The sequence below is a fragment of the Thauera aminoaromatica S2 genome (assembly GCF_000310185.1).
GTDB lineage: Bacteria > Pseudomonadota > Gammaproteobacteria > Burkholderiales > Rhodocyclaceae > Thauera > Thauera aminoaromatica.
The window spans coordinates 1-17,504 of the sequence record NZ_AMXD01000084.1 but is presented as its reverse complement, the minus strand read 5'-3'; the positions used below and the strand labels follow the sequence as shown (position 1 = coordinate 17,504).

The window sequence follows — 17,504 nt, the reverse complement described above, 5'->3', positions numbered from 1 at the left end:
CGAAAGGCTGAACCCCTCATGCCTCGCTTCCACCGGCCAGGATAATTGACGTCGACCGGCCAAGGTAATTGACGCTGGGCACCGCCACCGGAAGGATGGGACCGACCCGGTTCTGTTTGGGCGAGTACGAGAGAACCCGTGTGCATGACACGGTCAGACTCCTGGGGCTGGACCTTCCAGGTCTCGTCTCCGCGCGGCAAGGCGCCATGCGCTTAGTTCAAGAGATCGTCGAGCTCGTTGTGCAGAACAAGACGGCAGCAGAATTGAGCGCGGCAGCGTCTGCATTCGTGTCGCTGCACCTGCGCGCTGATAGTCAGCTGGACATGCTTCAGCGTCTGACCAAGCCGGACCGCCCGTTCGCGTCGGCCGCGCGAGCTCAGCTCAAGTTGATGGGGTACGAAGACTTGTGCCTCCGGCTCGAACAAGGCCAGGAGGCAGCATGAGTGACATCAAGCTTTTTCGCCTGCAGTCCGGCAAGGCGTTAGAACTCCAAGGTGACGCCTCCGACCTTGAGAAGCCGCTGCAGACGCTGATCGAGGCCAACCTCGACACCCTGCTCGGCATCCGTTTCCTGGCCACCGAATACTCCACCGGCAAGACCCACGCAGGCCGGATCGACTCGCTGGGCCTGGACGAGAACAACTGCCCCGTCATCCTGGAATACAAGCGCTCGGTCGGCGAGAACGTCATCAACCAGGGCCTGTTCTACCTGGACTGGCTGATGGACCACCAGGCCGAGTTCAAGCTGCTGGTGATGGACCAGTTGGGCAAGCCCGCGGCCGATGCCATCGACTGGACCGCGCCGCGGCTGGTGTGCATCGCGGCCGACTTCACCAAGTACGACGGGCATGCGGTTCAGCAGATCAACCGCAACATCGAGCTGATTCGCTACCGGCGCTTCGGCGACGAGTTGCTGCTGCTGGAGCTGGCCAACGCGGCCAGCGCCAATGCGGGCAAGGCGACGACAACCAAGGCCGTGAAGCCAGCCAAGGCAGCGCCTGCGCCAGCGGCAGAGCCCACCAGCGCCAAAGGTGCGGGCGGCGACCGTTCCTACGCCGACTGGCTTCCGCTGTTGCCGCCGCACCTCTGCGAGCTGGTGGCATCGCTGGAGGGGCACGTCTTGTCGCTGGGCGACGACGTGCAGCGCAAGGAGCTCAAGCTCTACGTGGCCTTCAAGCGCCTGAAGAACTTCGCCACGGTGGTGCCGCAAAGGGCTCGGTCGCTCCTTTACCTGCACGTCGACCCCGATCAAGTGCAGCCGCTGCCGTCGAATGGGCGGGATGTTCGGCAGCAAGGGCATTGGGGGACCGGCGACCTGGAACTGGCTCTGGCGTCTCAGGCGGATCTCGATGCCGTGAAACCGCTGATCCTGATGGCGTATGAGGGGCGCGCGGTAGCGGCAACGTCCGCCTCCGGGTACGGGAGCTGATCGATGCCAGCACCGTACCCAACGCGACTGTTCCACATCACTGCGATCGCCAACTTGCCGGCAATCTTCGCTGCCGGGGCGCTGCTGTCGAAGAACGGTGGCGCTGCGGCAGGCATCAACTACCAGAACATCGCTCATGCAGGCGCCCAGGGAGCGCGGGCCGTGCGTGCTGTGCCCAATCCGCCGGGCGGGTTGGTGCACGACTTCGTGCCGTTCTACTTCGCGCCGCGGTCGCCGATGCTGTTCGCCATCAACGGCGGCCGGGTCGCGGGATGTCAGTGGCGGCAGACTGACATCGTTCACTTCGAGACTACCGTGCAGTGCTTGGTGGCCAGAGGCCGCCCGTTCGTCTTCTATGACCGCAACGCAACGCTGGCTTTCAGCACCCCGTACACCGATCTCGCCCACCTGGACACGGCCGTTGCCTGGGACTTGATGACCGAAGCGCCGCAGCTCGACGGCTATTGCAAGTTCTGGCAGAACAATCCGGCCGTTGCACGGTACGCCGACCGGATGGAGCGTCGGCAGGCCGAGTTTCTGGTGAGGGACAATGTTCCCCTTGACTGCATGACTCGCTTGGGCGTGATCGACGCCGCGCGGCAAGCGCAGGTACTGGCGTTGCTGGCCCAGGCCGGCGTAGCATTGACGGTCGACATCATGCCGGCCTGGTACTTCTGAGGATAGCCCATCATGATCAAGCTCACGCAAGGTGATCTGCTGAAGCAGGACGATGTCGACGCCATCGTGAACACGGTGAACTGTGTCGGCGTGATGGGCAAGGGCATCGCGCTGCAATTCAAGAACAAGTGGCCGGACAATTTTGCTGAGTACGCGGCAGCTTGCAAGGCGGGGCAAGTGCGTCCGGGCCGAATGTTCATCCACGACTCAGGCGGCCTAGTCAAGCCGAACTACATCATCAACTTCCCGACCAAGGACCATTGGCGCGGCGCCTCTAGGATGGCGTTCATCCGCGACGGTTTGATCGACCTAGTGACGCAGGTGCGGCGCCTCGGCATTCGGTCAATTGCCATCCCGCCGCTAGGTTGCGGGAACGGTGGGCTAGACTGGACCCAAGTGCGGCCTTTGATCGAAGCTTCATTCGAAGCGCTTCCCGATGTTGAAGTGCGACTCTTCGAACCTGGGGGTGCGCCCAATCCAAAGACGATGGAAGTTCGGACCAAGCGTCCCCGCATGACGCCCGGCCGGGCAGCAATCGTCAAGGTCTTGAGCACGTACGGTGAGCTGAACTACGGGCTATCCAAGATCGAGGTTCAGAAGCTTGCGTACTTTCTGCAGGAGGCCGGCGAGCCGCTGCAGCTTCAGTTTGTGAAGCACCACTACGGTCCGTACTCCGACACGCTACGCCACGCGCTGAACACGATGGAAGGGCACTTCATTCGCGGCCTGGGCGATGGTGTTGTCGAAGCCGAAATCGAGCCCACGGAAGACGCACTTGCCGAAGCCGAGGCGTTCATCGCAAACGAAGGCCATTCGGCGCTCTCAGCCCGTGTTGAGCGCGTGGGGCGGCTTATCGATGGCTACCAATCGTCGTATGGCATGGAACTGTTGGCCTCGGTTCACTGGGTCGCGGCACACGAGCCCGGCGTACGCTCGGTCGATGAAGCGATTACGGCGGTGCACGGCTGGAACGATCGGAAGAAGCTGCTCATGCAGCCCGATCACGTTAAGTTTGCTTGGCATCGGCTTGCTGAGGAAGGCTGGCTTTCGTCTAGCGCTTTTCCGTAGCAGAGATGCACCGTAGGCATCGCCCAACGTCTGTGCCTAACCCAGGCCGTTTTCGCGGGATAGAGGACCTGTCGTTCGCCCACGCTGAGCATCGTGCGGCAAGTTTCGACGAGATTGGCGCCGTTCAATCTAAGCAAGCCGGCCGGCAGCTCCGGCCGACCACGAGCCGCTCCGCTCGAACGACGATTGCCGTTGCGCCAGCAAAGGATGTCGACGAGTCCGTAACGCCGCCACCCGCAAATCAGGCGTTCATCGCACTAACCCAGTCCTCCACCCGCAGCCCTGCCGACCTTGCGGCTCTGCGACAATGCCGAGCCCCATCCACTGCCTTTTTGCCGATGACAACCACCGAGCGGATTTCCAAGGCCATGACGGAGAAGTTTGCCGCCATCGCCGCGCTGACCGACGCGTTCTGCGCGCAGCCTCTCGACGCTGAACACCGGCGGATGATCCTCCGCGTCGTCCGCGCACAGGCAGCCGTCGCCCTTGCCGGCTGGCGCCGAGCGCGTGTGGGCGGCCGCGGCCGAGCATGCGGTGGGTCTGGTGAGCGGTTTGCGTGCGGATCGCGCGGAGGTGTCGAATGAGCCGGTTGTCGACCGAGTCGGTGGCGAAGGCCGTCGATGCCGTTCAGGCGATGGACCGCGCGCAGAAAGAGCGTCTCGCCGACGAGATCTTCCGCATGCAGCCGAACATGCTGGGCTCGATCCTGGCGCTGCCCCGGCTCGGGGTGCCGATGGAGAGGGTCGAGTTCGCCGTCGGGGTGCTGCTGGTCTGCTTCCAGGCGATGAAGGCGTCCGGGCTGGCCTGGCCGGTCATCACGGAGGACGAGCAGGAGCGCCAGCTCGCGCGTTTCGTGGCGGCGACGCGCCTCGGCGAGGACATCGCCCCGTCGCTGCGCAGTCGCGCGCTTCGGCGCTATATCGCCGCGCACCCCGAGAAGGGGCTGGCAGCCTACGTGGCGAGCGATACGTCGAAGTGGCTGGGCGAGATCGCGGCCGACGAGTCCGACAAGTACGCGATGCTGGCGGTGTGGAACCTGGTGAACTGCATCGCCTTCGTCGAGCTGCCACAGTCGAAGCGCACGAAGCCCACGTAGGCGTCTCGGCGCGGCCGCGTTCGCGCCTTGCGGCGCTCCTGCAGGAGCCGCAGCCCGCCCCGAACCCCGTCCGCCCCCGCGAAACCGGCGATAATGCCGCCCGACGCGTGTTCACGCCCTTTCAGGATTCCTTCCCCCTCATGGAAATCAAGGTCAACTTCCTCGACAAGCTTCGCCTCGAAGCCAGGTTCGACGACTTCACGGTGATCGCCGATCAGCCGATCCGTTACAAGGGCGACGGCTCGGCGCCGGGGCCGTTCGACTATTTCCTGGCCTCGTCGGCCTTGTGCGCGGCCTACTTCGTGAAGCTGTACTGCGACACCCGCAACCTCCCCACCGACAACATCCGCCTGTCGCAGAACAACATCGTCGACCCCGAGAACCGCTACAAGCAGATCTTCAAGATCCAGGTCGAGCTGCCGGAGGACCTCTCCGCCAAGGACCGCCAGGGCATCCTGCGCTCGATCGAGCGCTGCACCGTGAAGAAGGTGGTGCAGACCGGGCCGGAGTTCGTCATCGAGGAGGTGGAGAACCTGGACGCCGATGCGCAGGCCCTGCTGACGCTGAATCCGGATCCGGACGCCCACACCTACATCCTCGGCAAGGATCTGCCGCTGGAGCAGACGATCGCCAACATGTCGAAGCTGCTGGCGGACCTCGGCATCAAGATCGAGATCGCGTCGTGGCGCAACCTCGTGCCCAACGTGTGGTCGCTGCACATCCGCGATGCGCATTCGCCGATGTGCTTCACCAACGGCAAGGGGGCGAGCAAGGAGAGCGCCTTGGCGTCGGCGCTGGGCGAATACATCGAGCGCCTCAACTGCAACCACTTCTACAACGACCAGTTCTGGGGCGAGGACATCGCCGACGCGGCGTTCGTGCATTACCCCAACGAGCGCTGGTTCAAGCCCGGCCGCAAGGATGCGCTGCCGGCCGGGCTGCTCGACGAGTATTGCCTGGAGATCTACGACCCCGAGGGCGAGCTGCGCGCCTCGCATCTGTACGACACCAACTCCGGCAACGTGGCGCGCGGCATCTGCGCGCTGCCCTACGTGCGCCAGTCGGACGGCGAGGTGGTGTATTTCCCCACCAACCTGATCGACAACCTCTACCTCAGCAACGGCATGAGCGCCGGCAACACGCTGCCCGAGGCGCAGGTGCAGTGCCTGTCGGAGATCTTCGAGCGCGCGGTCAAGCGCGAGATCATCGAAGGCGAGATGGCGCTGCCCGACGTGCCGCCGCAGGTGCTGGCGAAGTATCCCGGCATCGTGGCCGGCATCCAGGGGCTGGAGGCGCAGGGCTTTCCGGTGCTGGTGAAGGATGCGTCGCTGGGCGGCAAGTATCCGGTGATGTGCGTGACCCTGATGAACCCGCGCACGGGCGGCGTGTTCGCCTCGTTCGGGGCGCACCCGAGCCTGGAGGTGGCGCTGGAGCGCAGCCTGACCGAGCTGCTGCAGGGGCGCAGCTTCGAGGGCCTCAACGACCTGCCCGCGCCCACCTTCGAGAGCAACGCGGTCACCGAGCCGAATAATTTCGTCGAGCACTTCATCGATTCGAGCGGCGTGGTGTCGTGGCGCTTCTTCAGCGCCAAGGCCGATTACCCGTTCGTCGAATGGGATTTCTCTTCCCACGGTGAAAGGTCCAACGCCGAGGAAGCCGCGACCCTGTTCGGCATCCTCGAGGACATGGGCAAGGAAGTGTACATGGCGGTGTTCGACCAGCTCGGCGCCACCGTCTGCCGCATCGTCGTGCCGGGGTATTCCGAGGTCTATCCGGTGGATGACCTGATCTGGAACAACACCAACAAGGCGCTGGCCTTCCGCGCCGACATCCTCAACCTGCATCGCCTCGACGATGAGGCCCTCGAAGCCCTGCTCGAGCGCCTGGAAGAAAGCGAGCTCGACGATTACACCGACATCATCGAGCTGATCGGCATCGAGTTCGACGAAAACACGGTGTGGGGTCAGCTCACGATCCTGGAGCTGAAGCTGTTGATCCATCTCGCCCTGCAGCAATTGGAAGAGGCGAAGGAGCGCGTCGAGGCCTTCCTGCAATACAACGACAACACGGTCGATCGGGTGCTGTTCTACCAGGCCCTGAACGTGGTGCTGGAGGTGATGCTGGACGACGAGCTGGCGCTGGAAGACTACGAGGCCAACTTCCGCCGCATGTTCGGCGACGCGCGCATGGACGCGGTGATCGGCTCGGTGGAGGGCCGCGTGCGCTTCCATGGCCTGACGCCGACGAGCATGAAGCTCGAAGGGCTCGACCGCCACCAGCGCCTGATCGACAGCTACCGCAAGCTGCACCGGGCGCGGGCACGCGCGGCGGGCGTGTCCGCGTAGACATGCTGCTCCCCGAGACCGCGTCGCCCGCCAACGTCCTGGTCGACCTCATCGACGGCGTCGGCGTACTCACCCTGAATCGTCCCGCCGTGCTCAACGCGCTCGATCTCGCCACCGTGCGCGCGCTCACCCGCCAGCTCGACGCCTGGGCGCACGACCCGGCGATCCGCGCGGTGCTGCTGCGCGGCAGCGGCGAGCGTGCGTTCTGCGCCGGCGGCGACGTGCGCGCGTTGTACGAGCTGCAGCGCCAGGGTGCGCCGGAGCTGGTGTGCTACTTCGACGAGGAATACGCGCTCGACTGCCGCATCCACCGCTACCCCAAGCCCACGATCGCCCTCATGGACGGCGTGGTGATGGGCGGCGGCATGGGGATCTCGCAGGGCTGCACGCACCGCCTGGTCACCGAGCGCACGCGCATGGCGATGCCGGAGACGGCGATCGGGATCTTTCCCGACGTGGGCGCGAGCTACTTCCTGTCGCGCCTGCCGCCGGCGCTGGGCGTCTACATCGGGGTGGTCGGCGACACCCTGAGCGGCGCCGACGCGGTGGCGAGCGGCCTCGCCGACCGCCTGGTGCCGAGCGCCTTGTTCGCCGACCTCCGGGCGCTGATCGCCACGATCGATGCCGAGGCCTGGCCGGCGGCGCCGACGCAGACGAAGATCCCCTCGCTGCTGACCGCGCCGGTACTCGCCGCGGTGGAGCGCCACTTCGGCCATGGCAGCGTGGAAGAGATCCTCGCCGCGCTCGCCGGCGAGACCGATCCGCTGCTGCGGCCGTGGGTGGAGCGCACGCAGGGGCTGCTGGCGCAGCGTTCGCCGCTGATGCTGTGCGTGACCTTCGCGCAGCTGCAGCGCGGACGCCGGCTGGGCCTGGAGGACTGCTTCCGCATGGAGCGGACGATGATGGAGTACAGCTTCGCGCACGGCGACACCATGGAAGGCATTCGCGCGCTGCTGATCGACAAGGACCGCAACCCGCGCTGGCGGCATCGCACGGTGGAGGAGGTCGGTCGCGAAGAGGTGGAGGCCTTCTTCGGCTGAAGGGCAGACTCGCCGCCGCCGCAATCGCGACTCGCGTCGCTCTTACAAGACCGCCGCGGCTGGCGGTCGGTTCCAGCGGTAGGAGCGACGCAAGTCGCGATCCTCCGCGCCCGAAACCCGCGCCATCGCCGCCGCACCCCCGCAATCGCGACTCGCGTCGCTCCTGCAAGACCGCTGCGGCGGGCGGTCGGTCCCAGCGGTAGGAGCGACGCAAGTCGCGATCCTCCGCGCCCGAAACCCGCGCCATCGCCGCCGTACCGCCGCAATCGCGACTCGCGTCGCTCCTACAGCACCGCCGCGGCTGGCGGTCGGCCCCAGCGGTAGGAGCGACGCAAGTCGCGATCCTCCGCGCCGGAAACCCGCGCCATCGTCGCCGTACCGCCGCAATCGCGACTCGCGTCGCTCCTGCAAAACCGCCGCGGCTGGCGGTCGGCCCTAGCGGTAGGAGCGACGCAAGTCGCGATCCTCCACGCCCGAAACCCGCGCCGCCGCCCCCGCACTGCCTTGGCGTTGTTACGACTCCCCGGCGCCGATGAGCAGGTAATTCGGCCCGCTGCGGACGAAACCCGCGTCGTCGACCAGCATGTCCAGCGCCACCGAGGCGAGGTCGTCGGCGATCGGGTCGACGCGCACGTTCTTCGGCTGGACGATGAGCTTGGTGTAGCTCTCGCAGGACCCGCAGGACTCCGCGCGCGCGATGCCGTCGTCGCCGTCGATCTCGTGCAGGGTGATCTTGTCGCGGTCGCCGCAGCTCACGCAGGTGGCGTGCGGGACGTGCCACTCGGTGTTGCACAGCGTGCAATGCACGTAGCGCAGGCCGGCGGTCGGGCCGTCGCTGCGGATCACGCTGACCACCGGGTGGCTGCCGCACACCGGGCAGGTGCTGTGGGCTTCCATCAGCGGCAGCGCGCCGGCGTCGAGCTTGCTGGCGAGCGCGGTGAACACCACCTGCATCGCCGCCGCGACGTAGGGCAGACGGGCCATGTCGGCGCCCTCGGGTTCGCCGTTGAGCAGCTTCTCGCCCAGCTTGTCGAGCTCCTCGGCGCTGGTGACGAGCAGCCCGTCGAGCGTCTCGCGCGCGCCCACTGGCGCGTTCTCCAGCAGGTCGCCGACGAGGTTGCGCAGGATCTCGCGCCACACCGCGGGGCGCTGGTACGAGGCCACGCTGATCGGCGGCATGCGGTGCTTGGCTGCGCGTTCGAGGACGTCTTCCGCCGGGGGCGTGATGTCCTGTGCCGAGGCTTGCAGCGCCGCATGCTGGGCATGCGACAGCCTGCCGAGGAAGACGAGCCACTCGCCCAGGCCGTGGTGCAGCGCGAGGGCGTCGAAACGCTCGGCACGCGCGAGGAAGACGGTGCCCGGATCGGGCAGGAGGACGGCGGCGGCTTCGCCCGAGGGCGGCAGTTCGATGGCTTGGGTGTTCATGTTGTCTCTGGATGGAAAAGCGCACGCGATGATCGGCGCAGTAGCGTGCCGAATGCAAGCCGGACATGCAGAAACCACCCCTCGCTGGAGGTCGCGACGGCGTTGCAGGCGTGACGCCGGGGCCCTTCAGGGTTTGCCCGTAGATCGGTCCCGAATCCGCGCCGCACCACGAAAAACAATCGTATTCTGTCCGACGTGGCGAGGAGGCGGTGCTGCCGGGGCCTGGCCCCTTCGCGGCGTGCCGAACGCCCGCGGACGATCGCCCGGACAACCTGGAGGAAGACCCCCATGAACGCGCCCCCAAGCGTCTCGCGCTCCGATTCGCGCCCGGTCTCGCCGCGCGTCGCGCTGTTCGCCACTTGCCTGGTGGACGCGATGCGCCCCAGCGTCGGCTTCGCCGCGCTCAAGCTGCTGCGCGATGCCGGCTGCCGGGTCGAGGTGCCGCAGGCGCAGACCTGCTGCGGCCAGCCCGCCTTCAACAGCGGCGACACCGCGCACGCGGCCACGCTGGCACGCCATTTCATCGAGACCTTCGAGGGCTACGACTACGTGGTCGCGCCCTCCGGCTCCTGTATCGGCATGACCAAGGTGCACTACGCCGAGGCGCTCGCCGACGACCCGGCCTGGGCCGAGCGCGCACGCCGCCTGGGCGAGCGCAGCTTCGAGCTGATGAGCTTCCTGGTCGACGTGATGGGCTACGCGCCCGCCGACGTGAAGCTCGACACCAGCTTCACCTACCACGACAGCTGCTCGGGCCTGCGCGAGCTCGGCGTGCACGACCAGCCGCGTGCGCTGCTCGGTCAGGTCGCCGGGCTCACCCTGAAGCCGCTCGAAGGCAACGACGTGTGCTGCGGCTTCGGCGGCACCTTCTGCGTCAAATATGCGGCGATCTCCAACGCGGTCGTCGGCGAGAAGGCCGAGGCCATCGAGCGCAGCGGCGCGCAGCTGCTGCTCGGCGGTGACCTTGGCTGCCTGATGAACATGGCGGGCAAGCTCAAGCGCAAGGGCTCGAACGTGCGCGCCTTCCACGCCGCCGAGGTGCTCGCCGGCATGGGCGGCGGTCCGGCCATCGGCGAGGAGGGCTGAGTCATGGAAGAGGCCACGCTCTCCTTCAAGGCGCGCGCCGAGCGTGCGCTCGCCGACCCCACGCTCAAGATCGCCATCGACCGTACCACCGGCACCGCCGAGCGCAAGCGCGCGGTGGCGATGAGCCAGTTCCCGCAGTTCGAGGCGGCGCGCGAGCGCGGCAAGCGCATCAAGGATCACGTGATCGCCAACCTCGACCACTACCTGCTCGAGTTCGAGCGCAACGCCATCGCCTCGGGCGCCAAGGTGTACTGGGCCGCGACCGCCGAGGAGGCCTCGCAGATCGTCGTGCGCCTGTGCAAGGAGGCGGGCGCGAAGCGCGTGACGCGCGTCAAGTCGATGCTGGGCGAGGAGATCGGCCTGCCGCACGCGCTGGATGAAGCCGGCATCGAGCGCGTCGAGACCGACCTCGCCGAGCACATCGTGCAGTTGGGTGGCGACCGTCCCTCGCACATCGTGTGGCCGTCGATGCACCGCACGCGCGAGCAGGTCTCGGAGATGTTCAAGCGCCTGCACCGCGCGCCGCACCAGGAGGAGACCATCGAGGCCATGGTCGACAGCGCCCGGCGCGAGCTGCGCGACAAGTTCCTGTCGGCGGACGTCGCCATCTCGGGCGCCAATTTCCTGCTCGCCGACACCGGCGCCACCTGCACCGTCACCAACGAGGGCAACGCCGAGCTCACCACCACGCCGCCGCGGGTGCATATCGTCACCGCGGGCATCGAGAAGCTCGTCCCCAGCATGGGCCACGCGATCGCCATGCTGCGCCTGCTGGTGCGCTCGGCCACCGGCGCGGACGTCACCCAATACACCACCTTCCACTGCGGGCCGAAGCAGGCGGGCGATCGCGACGGGCCGGAAGAATTCCACATCGTGCTGGTCGACAACGGCCGCAGCCGCATGCTGCGCGAGGGCATGAAGGAGATGCTGCGCTGCATCCGCTGCGGCGCCTGCATGAACCACTGTGTGGTGTTCCGCCAGCTCGGCGGTCACGTCTATGGCGGTACCTACCCGGGCCCGATGGGCGCGGTGCTGACGCCGGTGTTCGACGGCCTGGAGAAGTCCCGCGACCTGCCGCACGCGTGCACGATGAACGGCAAGTGCCAGGAGGTGTGCCCGGTGGCGATCCCGCTGCCCACCCTGCTGCGCGGCTGGCGCGACCGCTCGTGGCGCGAGGGGCTGGAGCCCGCGGTGGTGCGCTTCGGCCTGGGCATCCACACCTTCGTCGCCAGCCACCCGCGGCTGTACCGCCTGGGCACGGCGATCGCCGTGCGGGTGATGCGGCTCTTCAGCCGCGGCGGGCTCGTGCGCGGCATGCCCGGGCTGGGCGCGTGGACCGCGTACCGCGAGTTCCCCGCGCCGGCGAAGCGCACCTTCATGGAGATGGTCAAGGATCAGGAGAACACACGATGAGCGCGCGCGAAGCCATTCTCAACGCCGTGCGCGGCGGCCTCGGTCACCGCACGGTCGACCCCGCGGCGCGGCGCCGCGAGGCCGACGCCCTGCTCGAGGACCTGCCGGCGATCCGCCCCGGCCTGCTCGCCGACGATCTGGTGGAGGCCTTCATCGCGCGCCTGGTCACCCCCAAGGTCGCGGCCACCGCCGAGCGCATCGCCGACGCGCGCGAGCTGCCGGCCGCGGTGGCGCGCTATCTCGAGGCGCGCGGCCTGCCCGCGGCGATCGCGCTGCAGCCGGCGGCGGTGCTGCAGGCGCTCGACTGGTCGGGCTTCGAGTTGCACGAGCGCGTCGCGCCCGACGAGACCCTGGCGGTGGGCTGCGCGCGCTGGGGCATCGCCGAGACCGGCTCGCTGGTCTTCCATTCGGATGCCGAGACGCCGATCCTCGCCAACTTCCTGCCCCTGCACCACCTGGTGATGGTGCGCGCAAGCACGGTGCTCGCCTACCTCGACGACTACGCGAAGGCCACCGCCGGCCAGCGCCCGCCGCGCAACGTCAACATCATCACCGGCGCGAGCGGCACCACCGACATCGAGGGCAGCCTGGTGCTCGGCGCGCACGGGCCGCGGTATCTGCATGTGGTGGTCGTGGAGGATCTGCCCGCCGCTTGAGTGCGCCGCGCCCGGATTCCGCGCCGCGCCGGCTCATCCGCCGTGATCGCGACTCGCGTCGCTCCTGCGGGAAGCGACGCGGCTTCGGCTGGCCGGTAGGAGCGACGCAAGTCGCGATACAGCGCCCGCACCCCGCGCCGCGCTGGCTCATCCGCCGTGATCGCGACTCGCGTCGCGCCTGCGGGAAGCGACTCGGCTTCGGCTGGCCCGTGGGAGCGACGCAAGTCGCGATACTGCATCCGATCCCCGCACCGTGCTTGCCAGGCCCGATCGCGGCTCGCGCCCTTCCACGACACGCTCCGATGTCCTGCTACGGTGCCAGGCGTTGCCGCGTCCAGCTGCCGTCGGCCTGCAGGCGGTAGGCGATGCGGTCGTGCAGGCGCGAACTGCGGCCCTGCCAGAACTCCCAGTAGTCCGGCACCAGGCGGTAGCCGCCCCAGTGCGGCGGGCGCGGCGGGTTGAGACCGAACTTGAGGCCGTACTCGGCGGCGCGCGAGACGATCGTGCTACGCCCGTCGATGACCTCGCTCTGCGGCGAGGCCCAGGCGCCGATGCGGTGGGCGAGCGGACGGCTGGCGAAGTACGCGTCGGACTCCTCCGCCGACACCTTCTCGACGCGGCCCTCGATGCGCACCACGCGCTCCATCTCCACCCAGTGGAACTGCAGCGCGGCGAAGGGGTGTACCTCGAGCTCGCGCCCTTTGCGGCTGTGATAGTTCGAGTACCACACGATGCCGCGCGCGTCGCAGCCCTTGATCAGCACCGGCCGGGTCGACGGCCGGCCATCCTCGCCGACGGTGGCCACGGTCATCGCGTTGGGTTCGGGCAGCCCGCGCTCGAGCGCCTGCGACAGCCAGGCCTCGAACTGCCTCGAGGGCTCGCTCGCCGAGTCGTGCTCTTCCAGCGTGCCTTGTTCGTAGCTCTTGCGCAGATCGGACAGGGGAGTGTGCTTGCTCATCGTTCTTTCCAGGGGATGCCGGGGGAAGTCACCAGGCTCCATTGTCGCCAAATCGTCCCCCCGCGCGTCAGGATTCTCCCATGCAGGAGCGGCGCAAGCCGCGAACACGGCGGTTCGCCAATCGACGCACGTCGCAATCACCACCGCCGCATTCGCGCCTCGCGGCGCTCCTGCACGGCTGCTTCGCGCACGTGGCGGCGGGAGACCGCGCGCAGCAGGGCGCCGAAGAGCAGGGTGGCGGCCAGCGTCGCCAGGACGCAGGCTTCCCAGAAGCCGGCCACCGTCGGCGCGCTGGCGCGCCAGGGGGCGTGGAAGCTGAGCCAGTAGCCGCCCGCCAGCCCGATGCCCCAGAAGCACAGGCTGTGCACCAGCATCGGCAGCAGCGTGACCTTGTAGCCGCGCAGGGCGTGGGCGGCGACGGTCTGCAGGGCGTCGAAGCACTGGTAGAGCAGCAGCCATACCACCAGCCCGAGCGCGACCGCCTGCACCGCCGGGTCGGCGGACGAGAACGCCACCAGCGGCTCGCGCAGCATCCACAGCAACGCACCCACCAGCAGCGAGAAGCCGAGCGCGAGGCTCATCCCCAGCCGCGCGGTGCGGCGCGCGCGGCGCCAGTCCTGCGCGCCGGCCGACTGCCCCACCAGCACCATGGTGGCGATCGACAGCGACAGCGGCAGCATGTAGATCATGCCGGTGAAGTTGGCGATGACGCGGTGCCCGGCCACCGTCTCGGTGCCGAGGCGGGCGGCGAGGATGGCGATCAGGGTGAAGGAGCTGATGTCGATGAAGGTCGACACCCCCATCGGCAGGCCGAGCCGCAGCAGCTGGCCGAGCGCCTGCGCGCGCGGCGCCTGCCAGGCGTGGAAGAGGCGATAGGGTTTGTAGCCCGGGTTGAAGACCAGGTAGGCGAAGCCGCAGCCGAGCGCGATCCAGTGCACCGTCGCGGTCGATACGCCGCAGCCGGTGCCGCCCATCGGCGCGAAGCCGAGCGCGCCGTTGGTGAGCGCCCAGGCGAGCGGGATGTGGACAGACATGGTGATCGCGCTGATCGCCATCAGCACGCGCGGGCGCCCGACCGCGTTGTTGAAGGCGTAGAAGCTGCGGTAGAGCAGCAGTGCGGGCAGACCGAAGGCGGTCGCGGCGAGGTAGTCGGCGGCCTTGGCGGCGACCGCGGGCGGCACGCTCGCCGCCTCGAGCAGGAAGCCCGGGTTGAGCAGCAGTGCGATGCCGGGGCCGGCGAGCAGCAGCGCGAGCCAGAAGCCTTGCTGCAGCGCGGGGGCGATCGCCTCCTGGCGGCCGGCGCCGACGTGGTGTGCGATCGTCGGCGAGATCGCCTGCAGGGTGCCGGTGAGCAGCATCACCACCGAGATGTAGTAGCTGCTGCCGATGGCGACGCCGGCGAGGTCCGCGGTGCCGTAGCGCCCGGCGATCACGGTGTCCGCCACCATCATCGTCATCGACAGCAGCTGGGCGATCAGGATCGGCCACGCCAGGTGGAGCAGCTGCCCGACGATGGCACGGGTGCCGGTGGGGGAGGCGGAGGTGGAGGGGCTCATGGAGGGGTGGCGCCGGCGGACCCCCGGAGAGGGGCCCGCCGCACCGGAATGCAGGTGGGGGCAGGCCTGCCGCGGCGGCTCAGGCGCGGTTGGCGAGCGCGGTGAAGTCGTGCTTTTCCATCAGCCAGGATACGCCGAAGCCGGCGACCAGGCCCCAGAAGGCGGCGCCGATGTTGAACATGCCGATGTCGGCGACGGTGACGATCAGGCTCACCAGCGCGCCGAGCGTGAACTTGCCGCCGCCGAACGAGCCCAGGAAGGCGGCCTGCAGCACCCGCAGCATGGCCAGGCCGCCGAGCACCATGATGAACTCCTTGGGGGCGGCCAGCATCAGGCCGGTGAAGGTCGGCGCCAGCAGGCCGAACAGGACGCCGAAGAGCCCGAAGGTGAGCGCGGCGGTGTACTGGCGGTCCATCCTGCCCGAGGAGGTCATCAGCGCATTGCTGGGGCCGGTCAGGCAGGTGCTGACCGCGCCGACCATCGCGCTGAAGAACGCCCCGACGCCGCACGCGACGGCAATCGCATTGACCGGCGGCTCATGCTGGGCGCCCCTCAGCACCGCGGTCCCCTGGCCGTTCTGCACCACCAGCACGGTGATCGCCAGCGGCACGACCAGCTCGACCAGCGCCCCCAGCGACCATACCGGGGCCTGCACCACCGGCTGGGCGAAGGCGAGGCTGCCGAGCGTCGAGGTGTCGACACGACCGAGCGCACCGATCAGCAGCGCGCCGATCAGCAAGGCGCCGATCACCGGCGGCATGCGCTTCGCCCACGCCGGACTCGCCGACAGCAGCAGGAAGGCGATGATCATCGGCGCGGCGATCGCCACGTCGCTGTCGAGCGCGCGCACGATGTCCAGCCCGAAGCGCAGGAACACCCCCGCCACCATGCCCATCACGATCGGCATCGGCAGCGCCGACATCACCCGCTTGACCCAGCCGCTGGCGCCCATCACCAGCACCAGCAGGCTGGTCGCGTAGAAGGCGCCGATCACTTCGGCGAAGCTCAGGTGCTGCAGCGCGGGACCGACCAGCACGGTGCCGGGGATCGTCCACGCAAAGCCGAGCGGCATCCGGTAGCGCAGGCTCATCGTGAGCGTGACCAGGCCATTCACGAAGAACACGCCGAACACCCAGGAGGCCAGCTCGGCCTGGCTGAGGCCGCCGCGGGTCCCCACGGACAGGATCACGGCGAGCGGACCGGTCGCCGAAAAGATGAAGGCGATCAGGCCGTTGGCGAAATAGGTCAGGCCGAAGTCGTCGAGGATGCGGCGCAGCCCCGGGGCGGGGCCGGCGGGGCGTTCGAGGTGGGCGAGCATGGCGTTCGAGGGGGCTGGGGTCGAGGGTGTCGGGCTGTGGATGATCGCTGTTTGCTATCGACAGATAAAGACGCATAAAACAACTACACTATTTGGTTTATACGAATAATCGCCGCCATGGATCGTCTGCAGGCCATGCGCCTCTTCACCCGCATCGTCGAGCTCGGCAGCTTCAGCCGCGCCGCCGAGCAGCTCGGCCTGCCGCGCGCGTCGGCGACGCAGATCATCCAGCAGCTCGAGGCCCACCTCGGCGTGCGCCTGCTCGCGCGCACCACGCGGCAGGTCACCCCGACCGTGGACGGCGCGGGCTACTACCGGCGCTGCCTGCGCATCCTCGCCGACCTCGACGACGCCGAGGCCGAGTTCTCGCAGGCCGCGCATCACCCGCAGGGGCGCATCCGTATCGACCTGCCCGACTCCTTCTGCCGGCTGCTGCTGATCCCGGCCCTGCCCGACTTTTACACGCGCTATCCGCTGGTCCGCATCGAGATCAGCGTCGGCGACCGCCAGATCGACCTCATCCGCGAGGGCGTGGACTGCGTGCTGCGCATCGGCGAGCTCGGCGACGTGCCGCTGCACGCGCGCCGGCTCGGACGCCTGCGCCAGGTGACGTGCGCGAGCGCGGGCTACCTCGCGCAGCATCCGCTGCCGCAGGGCCTCGAGGACCTGGAGGCGCACTGGATGGTGGATTACGTCTCCGCCTCCACCGCGAAGTCGCTGCCGCTGGAGTTCGAGGTGGAGGGCCGCATCGAGCTGCGCAGCCTGCGCTCGCGGCTGGCGGTGAACAACGGCGGTGCCTACGTGGCCGCCTGTGCGGCCGGCTTCGGTATCGTCCAGGTGCCCGACTACCACGTGCGCGAGCCGCTGGAGCAGGGTCGCTTCGTCGAGATCCTGCCCGCGTTCCCGCCGCCCGTGCTGCCGGTGCACGCGCTCTACCCGGCGGACCGGCCCTTGTCCGCGCGTGTGCGGGTGTTCATCGACTGGCTGGCGGAGCGTTTCGGCGGAGCGGCGGCAGGCTGAGCCGGGCGCGTCCGCCCTGTCGTGCGCGAGTGCCCGTTCGCCGCGTCCGCGTCCGCGGAGGACCTGCCGCCCGATCAGCCCGGCTGCGCCACCGCGAGGCGCACGCCGAAGCCGACGAAGACCAGCCCGGTGAGCCGATCCAGGCCGGCGATCACCGCCGGACGGCGCAGCACCGGGGCGATGCGGCGCGCGAGTGCGATCAGGAGGGCGAACCAGAGCAGGGACATGAGCACGTGGATGGTGGCGAGCAGGAAGATGAAGCTCGCCACCTGCACTCCGGCCGGCACGAACTGTGGCAGCAGGGTCAGGTAGAAGATGCCGACCTTGGGGTTGAGCAGATTGGTGAGGAAGCCGGCGGCGAAGGCCGCGCCCGGCGTGCCGCCGCCGTCGCCCGCGGCGCCGGGATCGGCCTCCGC

The 17,504-nt window shown here is 68.4% G+C and carries 17 protein-coding genes; 12 read left to right on the top strand and 5 right to left on the bottom strand.

Annotation, left to right across the window (positions count from 1 at the left end):
• Positions 1 to 140 precede the first annotated feature (140 nt).
• The 8 genes from C665_RS12965 to C665_RS12935 all read left to right on the top strand — a co-directional run bounded on the left by C665_RS12965 (position 141) and on the right by C665_RS12935 (position 7,656).
• Positions 141 to 443, top strand: coding sequence for a hypothetical protein (locus C665_RS12965; RefSeq protein ID WP_245537168.1), 303 nt, complete (start codon positions 141 to 143; stop codon positions 441 to 443).
• Positions 440 to 1,429 carry a DUF5655 domain-containing protein gene (locus tag C665_RS12960; RefSeq protein WP_004313324.1) on the top strand — a complete coding sequence of 330 codons (990 nt, stop codon included), beginning with the start codon at positions 440 to 442 and terminating at the stop codon, positions 1,427 to 1,429. The genes C665_RS12965 and C665_RS12960 overlap by 4 nt, the downstream gene beginning before the upstream one ends.
• Before the next feature lie 3 nt (positions 1,430 to 1,432).
• Positions 1,433 to 2,107, top strand: a complete 675-nt coding sequence (gene darT, locus C665_RS12955; RefSeq protein ID WP_004313322.1) for a type II toxin-antitoxin system toxin DNA ADP-ribosyl transferase DarT — start codon at positions 1,433 to 1,435, stop codon at positions 2,105 to 2,107.
• Between the two features lie 12 nt (positions 2,108 to 2,119).
• Entirely contained in the window at positions 2,120 to 3,175 is a 1,056-nt protein-coding gene (darG, locus tag C665_RS12950; RefSeq protein ID WP_004313320.1) for a type II toxin-antitoxin system antitoxin DNA ADP-ribosyl glycohydrolase DarG, read from the top strand.
• Positions 3,176 to 3,513: 338 nt separating this feature from the next.
• Complete coding sequence (locus tag C665_RS20740) at positions 3,514 to 3,759, top strand: hypothetical protein (protein WP_144312179.1); 246 nt, start codon at positions 3,514 to 3,516, stop codon at positions 3,757 to 3,759.
• Complete coding sequence (locus C665_RS12945; protein ID WP_004313317.1) at positions 3,756 to 4,271, top strand: hypothetical protein; 516 nt, start codon at positions 3,756 to 3,758, stop codon at positions 4,269 to 4,271. Before C665_RS20740 ends, C665_RS12945 begins: the two co-directional genes overlap by 4 nt.
• A 140-nt stretch (positions 4,272 to 4,411) precedes the next feature.
• Positions 4,412 to 6,616 carry an OsmC domain/YcaO domain-containing protein gene (locus C665_RS12940; protein WP_004313316.1) on the top strand — a complete coding sequence of 735 codons (2,205 nt, stop codon included), beginning with the start codon at positions 4,412 to 4,414 and terminating at the stop codon, positions 6,614 to 6,616.
• 2 nt (positions 6,617 to 6,618) lie between these two features.
• Positions 6,619 to 7,656: an enoyl-CoA hydratase/isomerase family protein gene (locus C665_RS12935; RefSeq protein ID WP_004313313.1), complete on the top strand. Its 1,038-nt coding sequence runs from the start codon at positions 6,619 to 6,621 to the stop codon at positions 7,654 to 7,656.
• A 513-nt stretch (positions 7,657 to 8,169) separates the two neighbouring features.
• Here the strand turns inward: C665_RS12935 and fdhE are convergent.
• A complete protein-coding gene (fdhE, locus tag C665_RS12930; RefSeq protein WP_004313311.1) occupies positions 8,170 to 9,081 on the bottom strand; it encodes a formate dehydrogenase accessory protein FdhE in 912 nt (303 codons plus the stop codon).
• A gap of 288 nt (positions 9,082 to 9,369) precedes the next feature.
• Here fdhE and C665_RS12925 point away from each other — a divergent pair, with 288 nt between their 5' ends.
• Genes C665_RS12925 through C665_RS12915 form a run of 3 tightly spaced genes read left to right on the top strand, consistent with a single transcriptional unit; the run spans position 9,370 to position 12,236 of the window.
• On the top strand, positions 9,370 to 10,167 hold the full coding sequence (locus C665_RS12925) for a (Fe-S)-binding protein (protein WP_004313309.1): 798 nt from the start codon (positions 9,370 to 9,372) through the stop codon (positions 10,165 to 10,167).
• 3 nt (positions 10,168 to 10,170) lie between these two features.
• Positions 10,171 to 11,580 carry a LutB/LldF family L-lactate oxidation iron-sulfur protein gene (locus C665_RS12920; RefSeq protein ID WP_004313307.1) on the top strand — a complete coding sequence of 470 codons (1,410 nt, stop codon included), beginning with the start codon at positions 10,171 to 10,173 and terminating at the stop codon, positions 11,578 to 11,580.
• Positions 11,577 to 12,236: a LutC/YkgG family protein gene (locus C665_RS12915; protein WP_004313305.1), complete on the top strand. Its 660-nt coding sequence runs from the start codon at positions 11,577 to 11,579 to the stop codon at positions 12,234 to 12,236. Before C665_RS12920 ends, C665_RS12915 begins: the two co-directional genes overlap by 4 nt.
• 310 nt (positions 12,237 to 12,546) lie before the next feature.
• Here the strand turns inward: C665_RS12915 and pdxH are convergent, their stop codons facing one another.
• The 3 genes from pdxH to C665_RS12900 form a co-directional block, all read right to left on the bottom strand.
• Positions 12,547 to 13,194 carry a pyridoxamine 5'-phosphate oxidase gene (gene pdxH / locus C665_RS12910; protein ID WP_004313303.1) on the bottom strand — a complete coding sequence of 216 codons (648 nt, stop codon included), beginning with the start codon at positions 13,192 to 13,194 and terminating at the stop codon, positions 12,547 to 12,549.
• A gap of 137 nt (positions 13,195 to 13,331) precedes the next feature.
• A complete protein-coding gene (locus C665_RS12905; protein ID WP_004313302.1) occupies positions 13,332 to 14,750 on the bottom strand; it encodes an MATE family efflux transporter in 1,419 nt (472 codons plus the stop codon).
• A gap of 79 nt (positions 14,751 to 14,829) precedes the next feature.
• The gene (locus C665_RS12900; protein WP_004313301.1) at positions 14,830 to 16,068 is read right to left on the bottom strand and encodes a benzoate/H(+) symporter BenE family transporter; all 1,239 of its coding nucleotides are present in this window, start codon (positions 16,066 to 16,068) and stop codon (positions 14,830 to 14,832) included.
• Positions 16,069 to 16,185: 117 nt separating this feature from the next.
• Here C665_RS12900 and C665_RS12895 point away from each other — a divergent pair, with 117 nt between their 5' ends.
• A complete protein-coding gene (locus tag C665_RS12895; RefSeq protein WP_004313300.1) occupies positions 16,186 to 17,088 on the top strand; it encodes a LysR family transcriptional regulator in 903 nt (300 codons plus the stop codon).
• Positions 17,089 to 17,162: 74 nt separating this feature from the next.
• On the opposite strand, the gene C665_RS12890 is transcribed toward C665_RS12895, so the two are convergent.
• Positions 17,163 to 17,504 (bottom strand): LysE family translocator (locus C665_RS12890; protein ID WP_004313299.1); only part of this gene is annotated, 342 nt, incomplete at its 5' end.

What these genes read in the sequence shown, in the direction of transcription:
- C665_RS12925 (WP_004313309.1), top strand. Translation starts at nt 9,370, where the DNA reads ATGAACGCGCCCCCAAGCGTCTCGCGCTCCGATTCGCGCCCGGTCTCG.
- C665_RS12915 (WP_004313305.1), top strand. Translation starts at nt 11,577, where the DNA reads ATGAGCGCGCGCGAAGCCATTCTCAACGCCGTGCGCGGCGGCCTCGGT.
- C665_RS12960 (WP_004313324.1), top strand. Translation starts at nt 440, where the DNA reads ATGAGTGACATCAAGCTTTTTCGCCTGCAGTCCGGCAAGGCGTTAGAA.
- C665_RS12945 (WP_004313317.1), top strand. Translation starts at nt 3,756, where the DNA reads ATGAGCCGGTTGTCGACCGAGTCGGTGGCGAAGGCCGTCGATGCCGTT.
- C665_RS12905 (WP_004313302.1), bottom strand. Translation starts at nt 14,750, where the DNA reads ATGAGCCCCTCCACCTCCGCCTCCCCCACCGGCACCCGTGCCATCGTC.
- darT (WP_004313322.1), top strand. Translation starts at nt 1,433, where the DNA reads ATGCCAGCACCGTACCCAACGCGACTGTTCCACATCACTGCGATCGCC.
- fdhE (WP_004313311.1), bottom strand. Translation starts at nt 9,081, where the DNA reads ATGAACACCCAAGCCATCGAACTGCCGCCCTCGGGCGAAGCCGCCGCC.
- darG (WP_004313320.1), top strand. Translation starts at nt 2,120, where the DNA reads ATGATCAAGCTCACGCAAGGTGATCTGCTGAAGCAGGACGATGTCGAC.
- C665_RS12935 (WP_004313313.1), top strand. Translation starts at nt 6,619, where the DNA reads ATGCTGCTCCCCGAGACCGCGTCGCCCGCCAACGTCCTGGTCGACCTC.
- pdxH (WP_004313303.1), bottom strand. Translation starts at nt 13,194, where the DNA reads ATGAGCAAGCACACTCCCCTGTCCGATCTGCGCAAGAGCTACGAACAA.
- C665_RS20740 (WP_144312179.1), top strand. Translation starts at nt 3,514, where the DNA reads ATGACAACCACCGAGCGGATTTCCAAGGCCATGACGGAGAAGTTTGCC.
- C665_RS12895 (WP_004313300.1), top strand. Translation starts at nt 16,186, where the DNA reads ATGGATCGTCTGCAGGCCATGCGCCTCTTCACCCGCATCGTCGAGCTC.
- C665_RS12940 (WP_004313316.1), top strand. Translation starts at nt 4,412, where the DNA reads ATGGAAATCAAGGTCAACTTCCTCGACAAGCTTCGCCTCGAAGCCAGG.
- C665_RS12900 (WP_004313301.1), bottom strand. Translation starts at nt 16,068, where the DNA reads ATGCTCGCCCACCTCGAACGCCCCGCCGGCCCCGCCCCGGGGCTGCGC.
- C665_RS12920 (WP_004313307.1), top strand. Translation starts at nt 10,171, where the DNA reads ATGGAAGAGGCCACGCTCTCCTTCAAGGCGCGCGCCGAGCGTGCGCTC.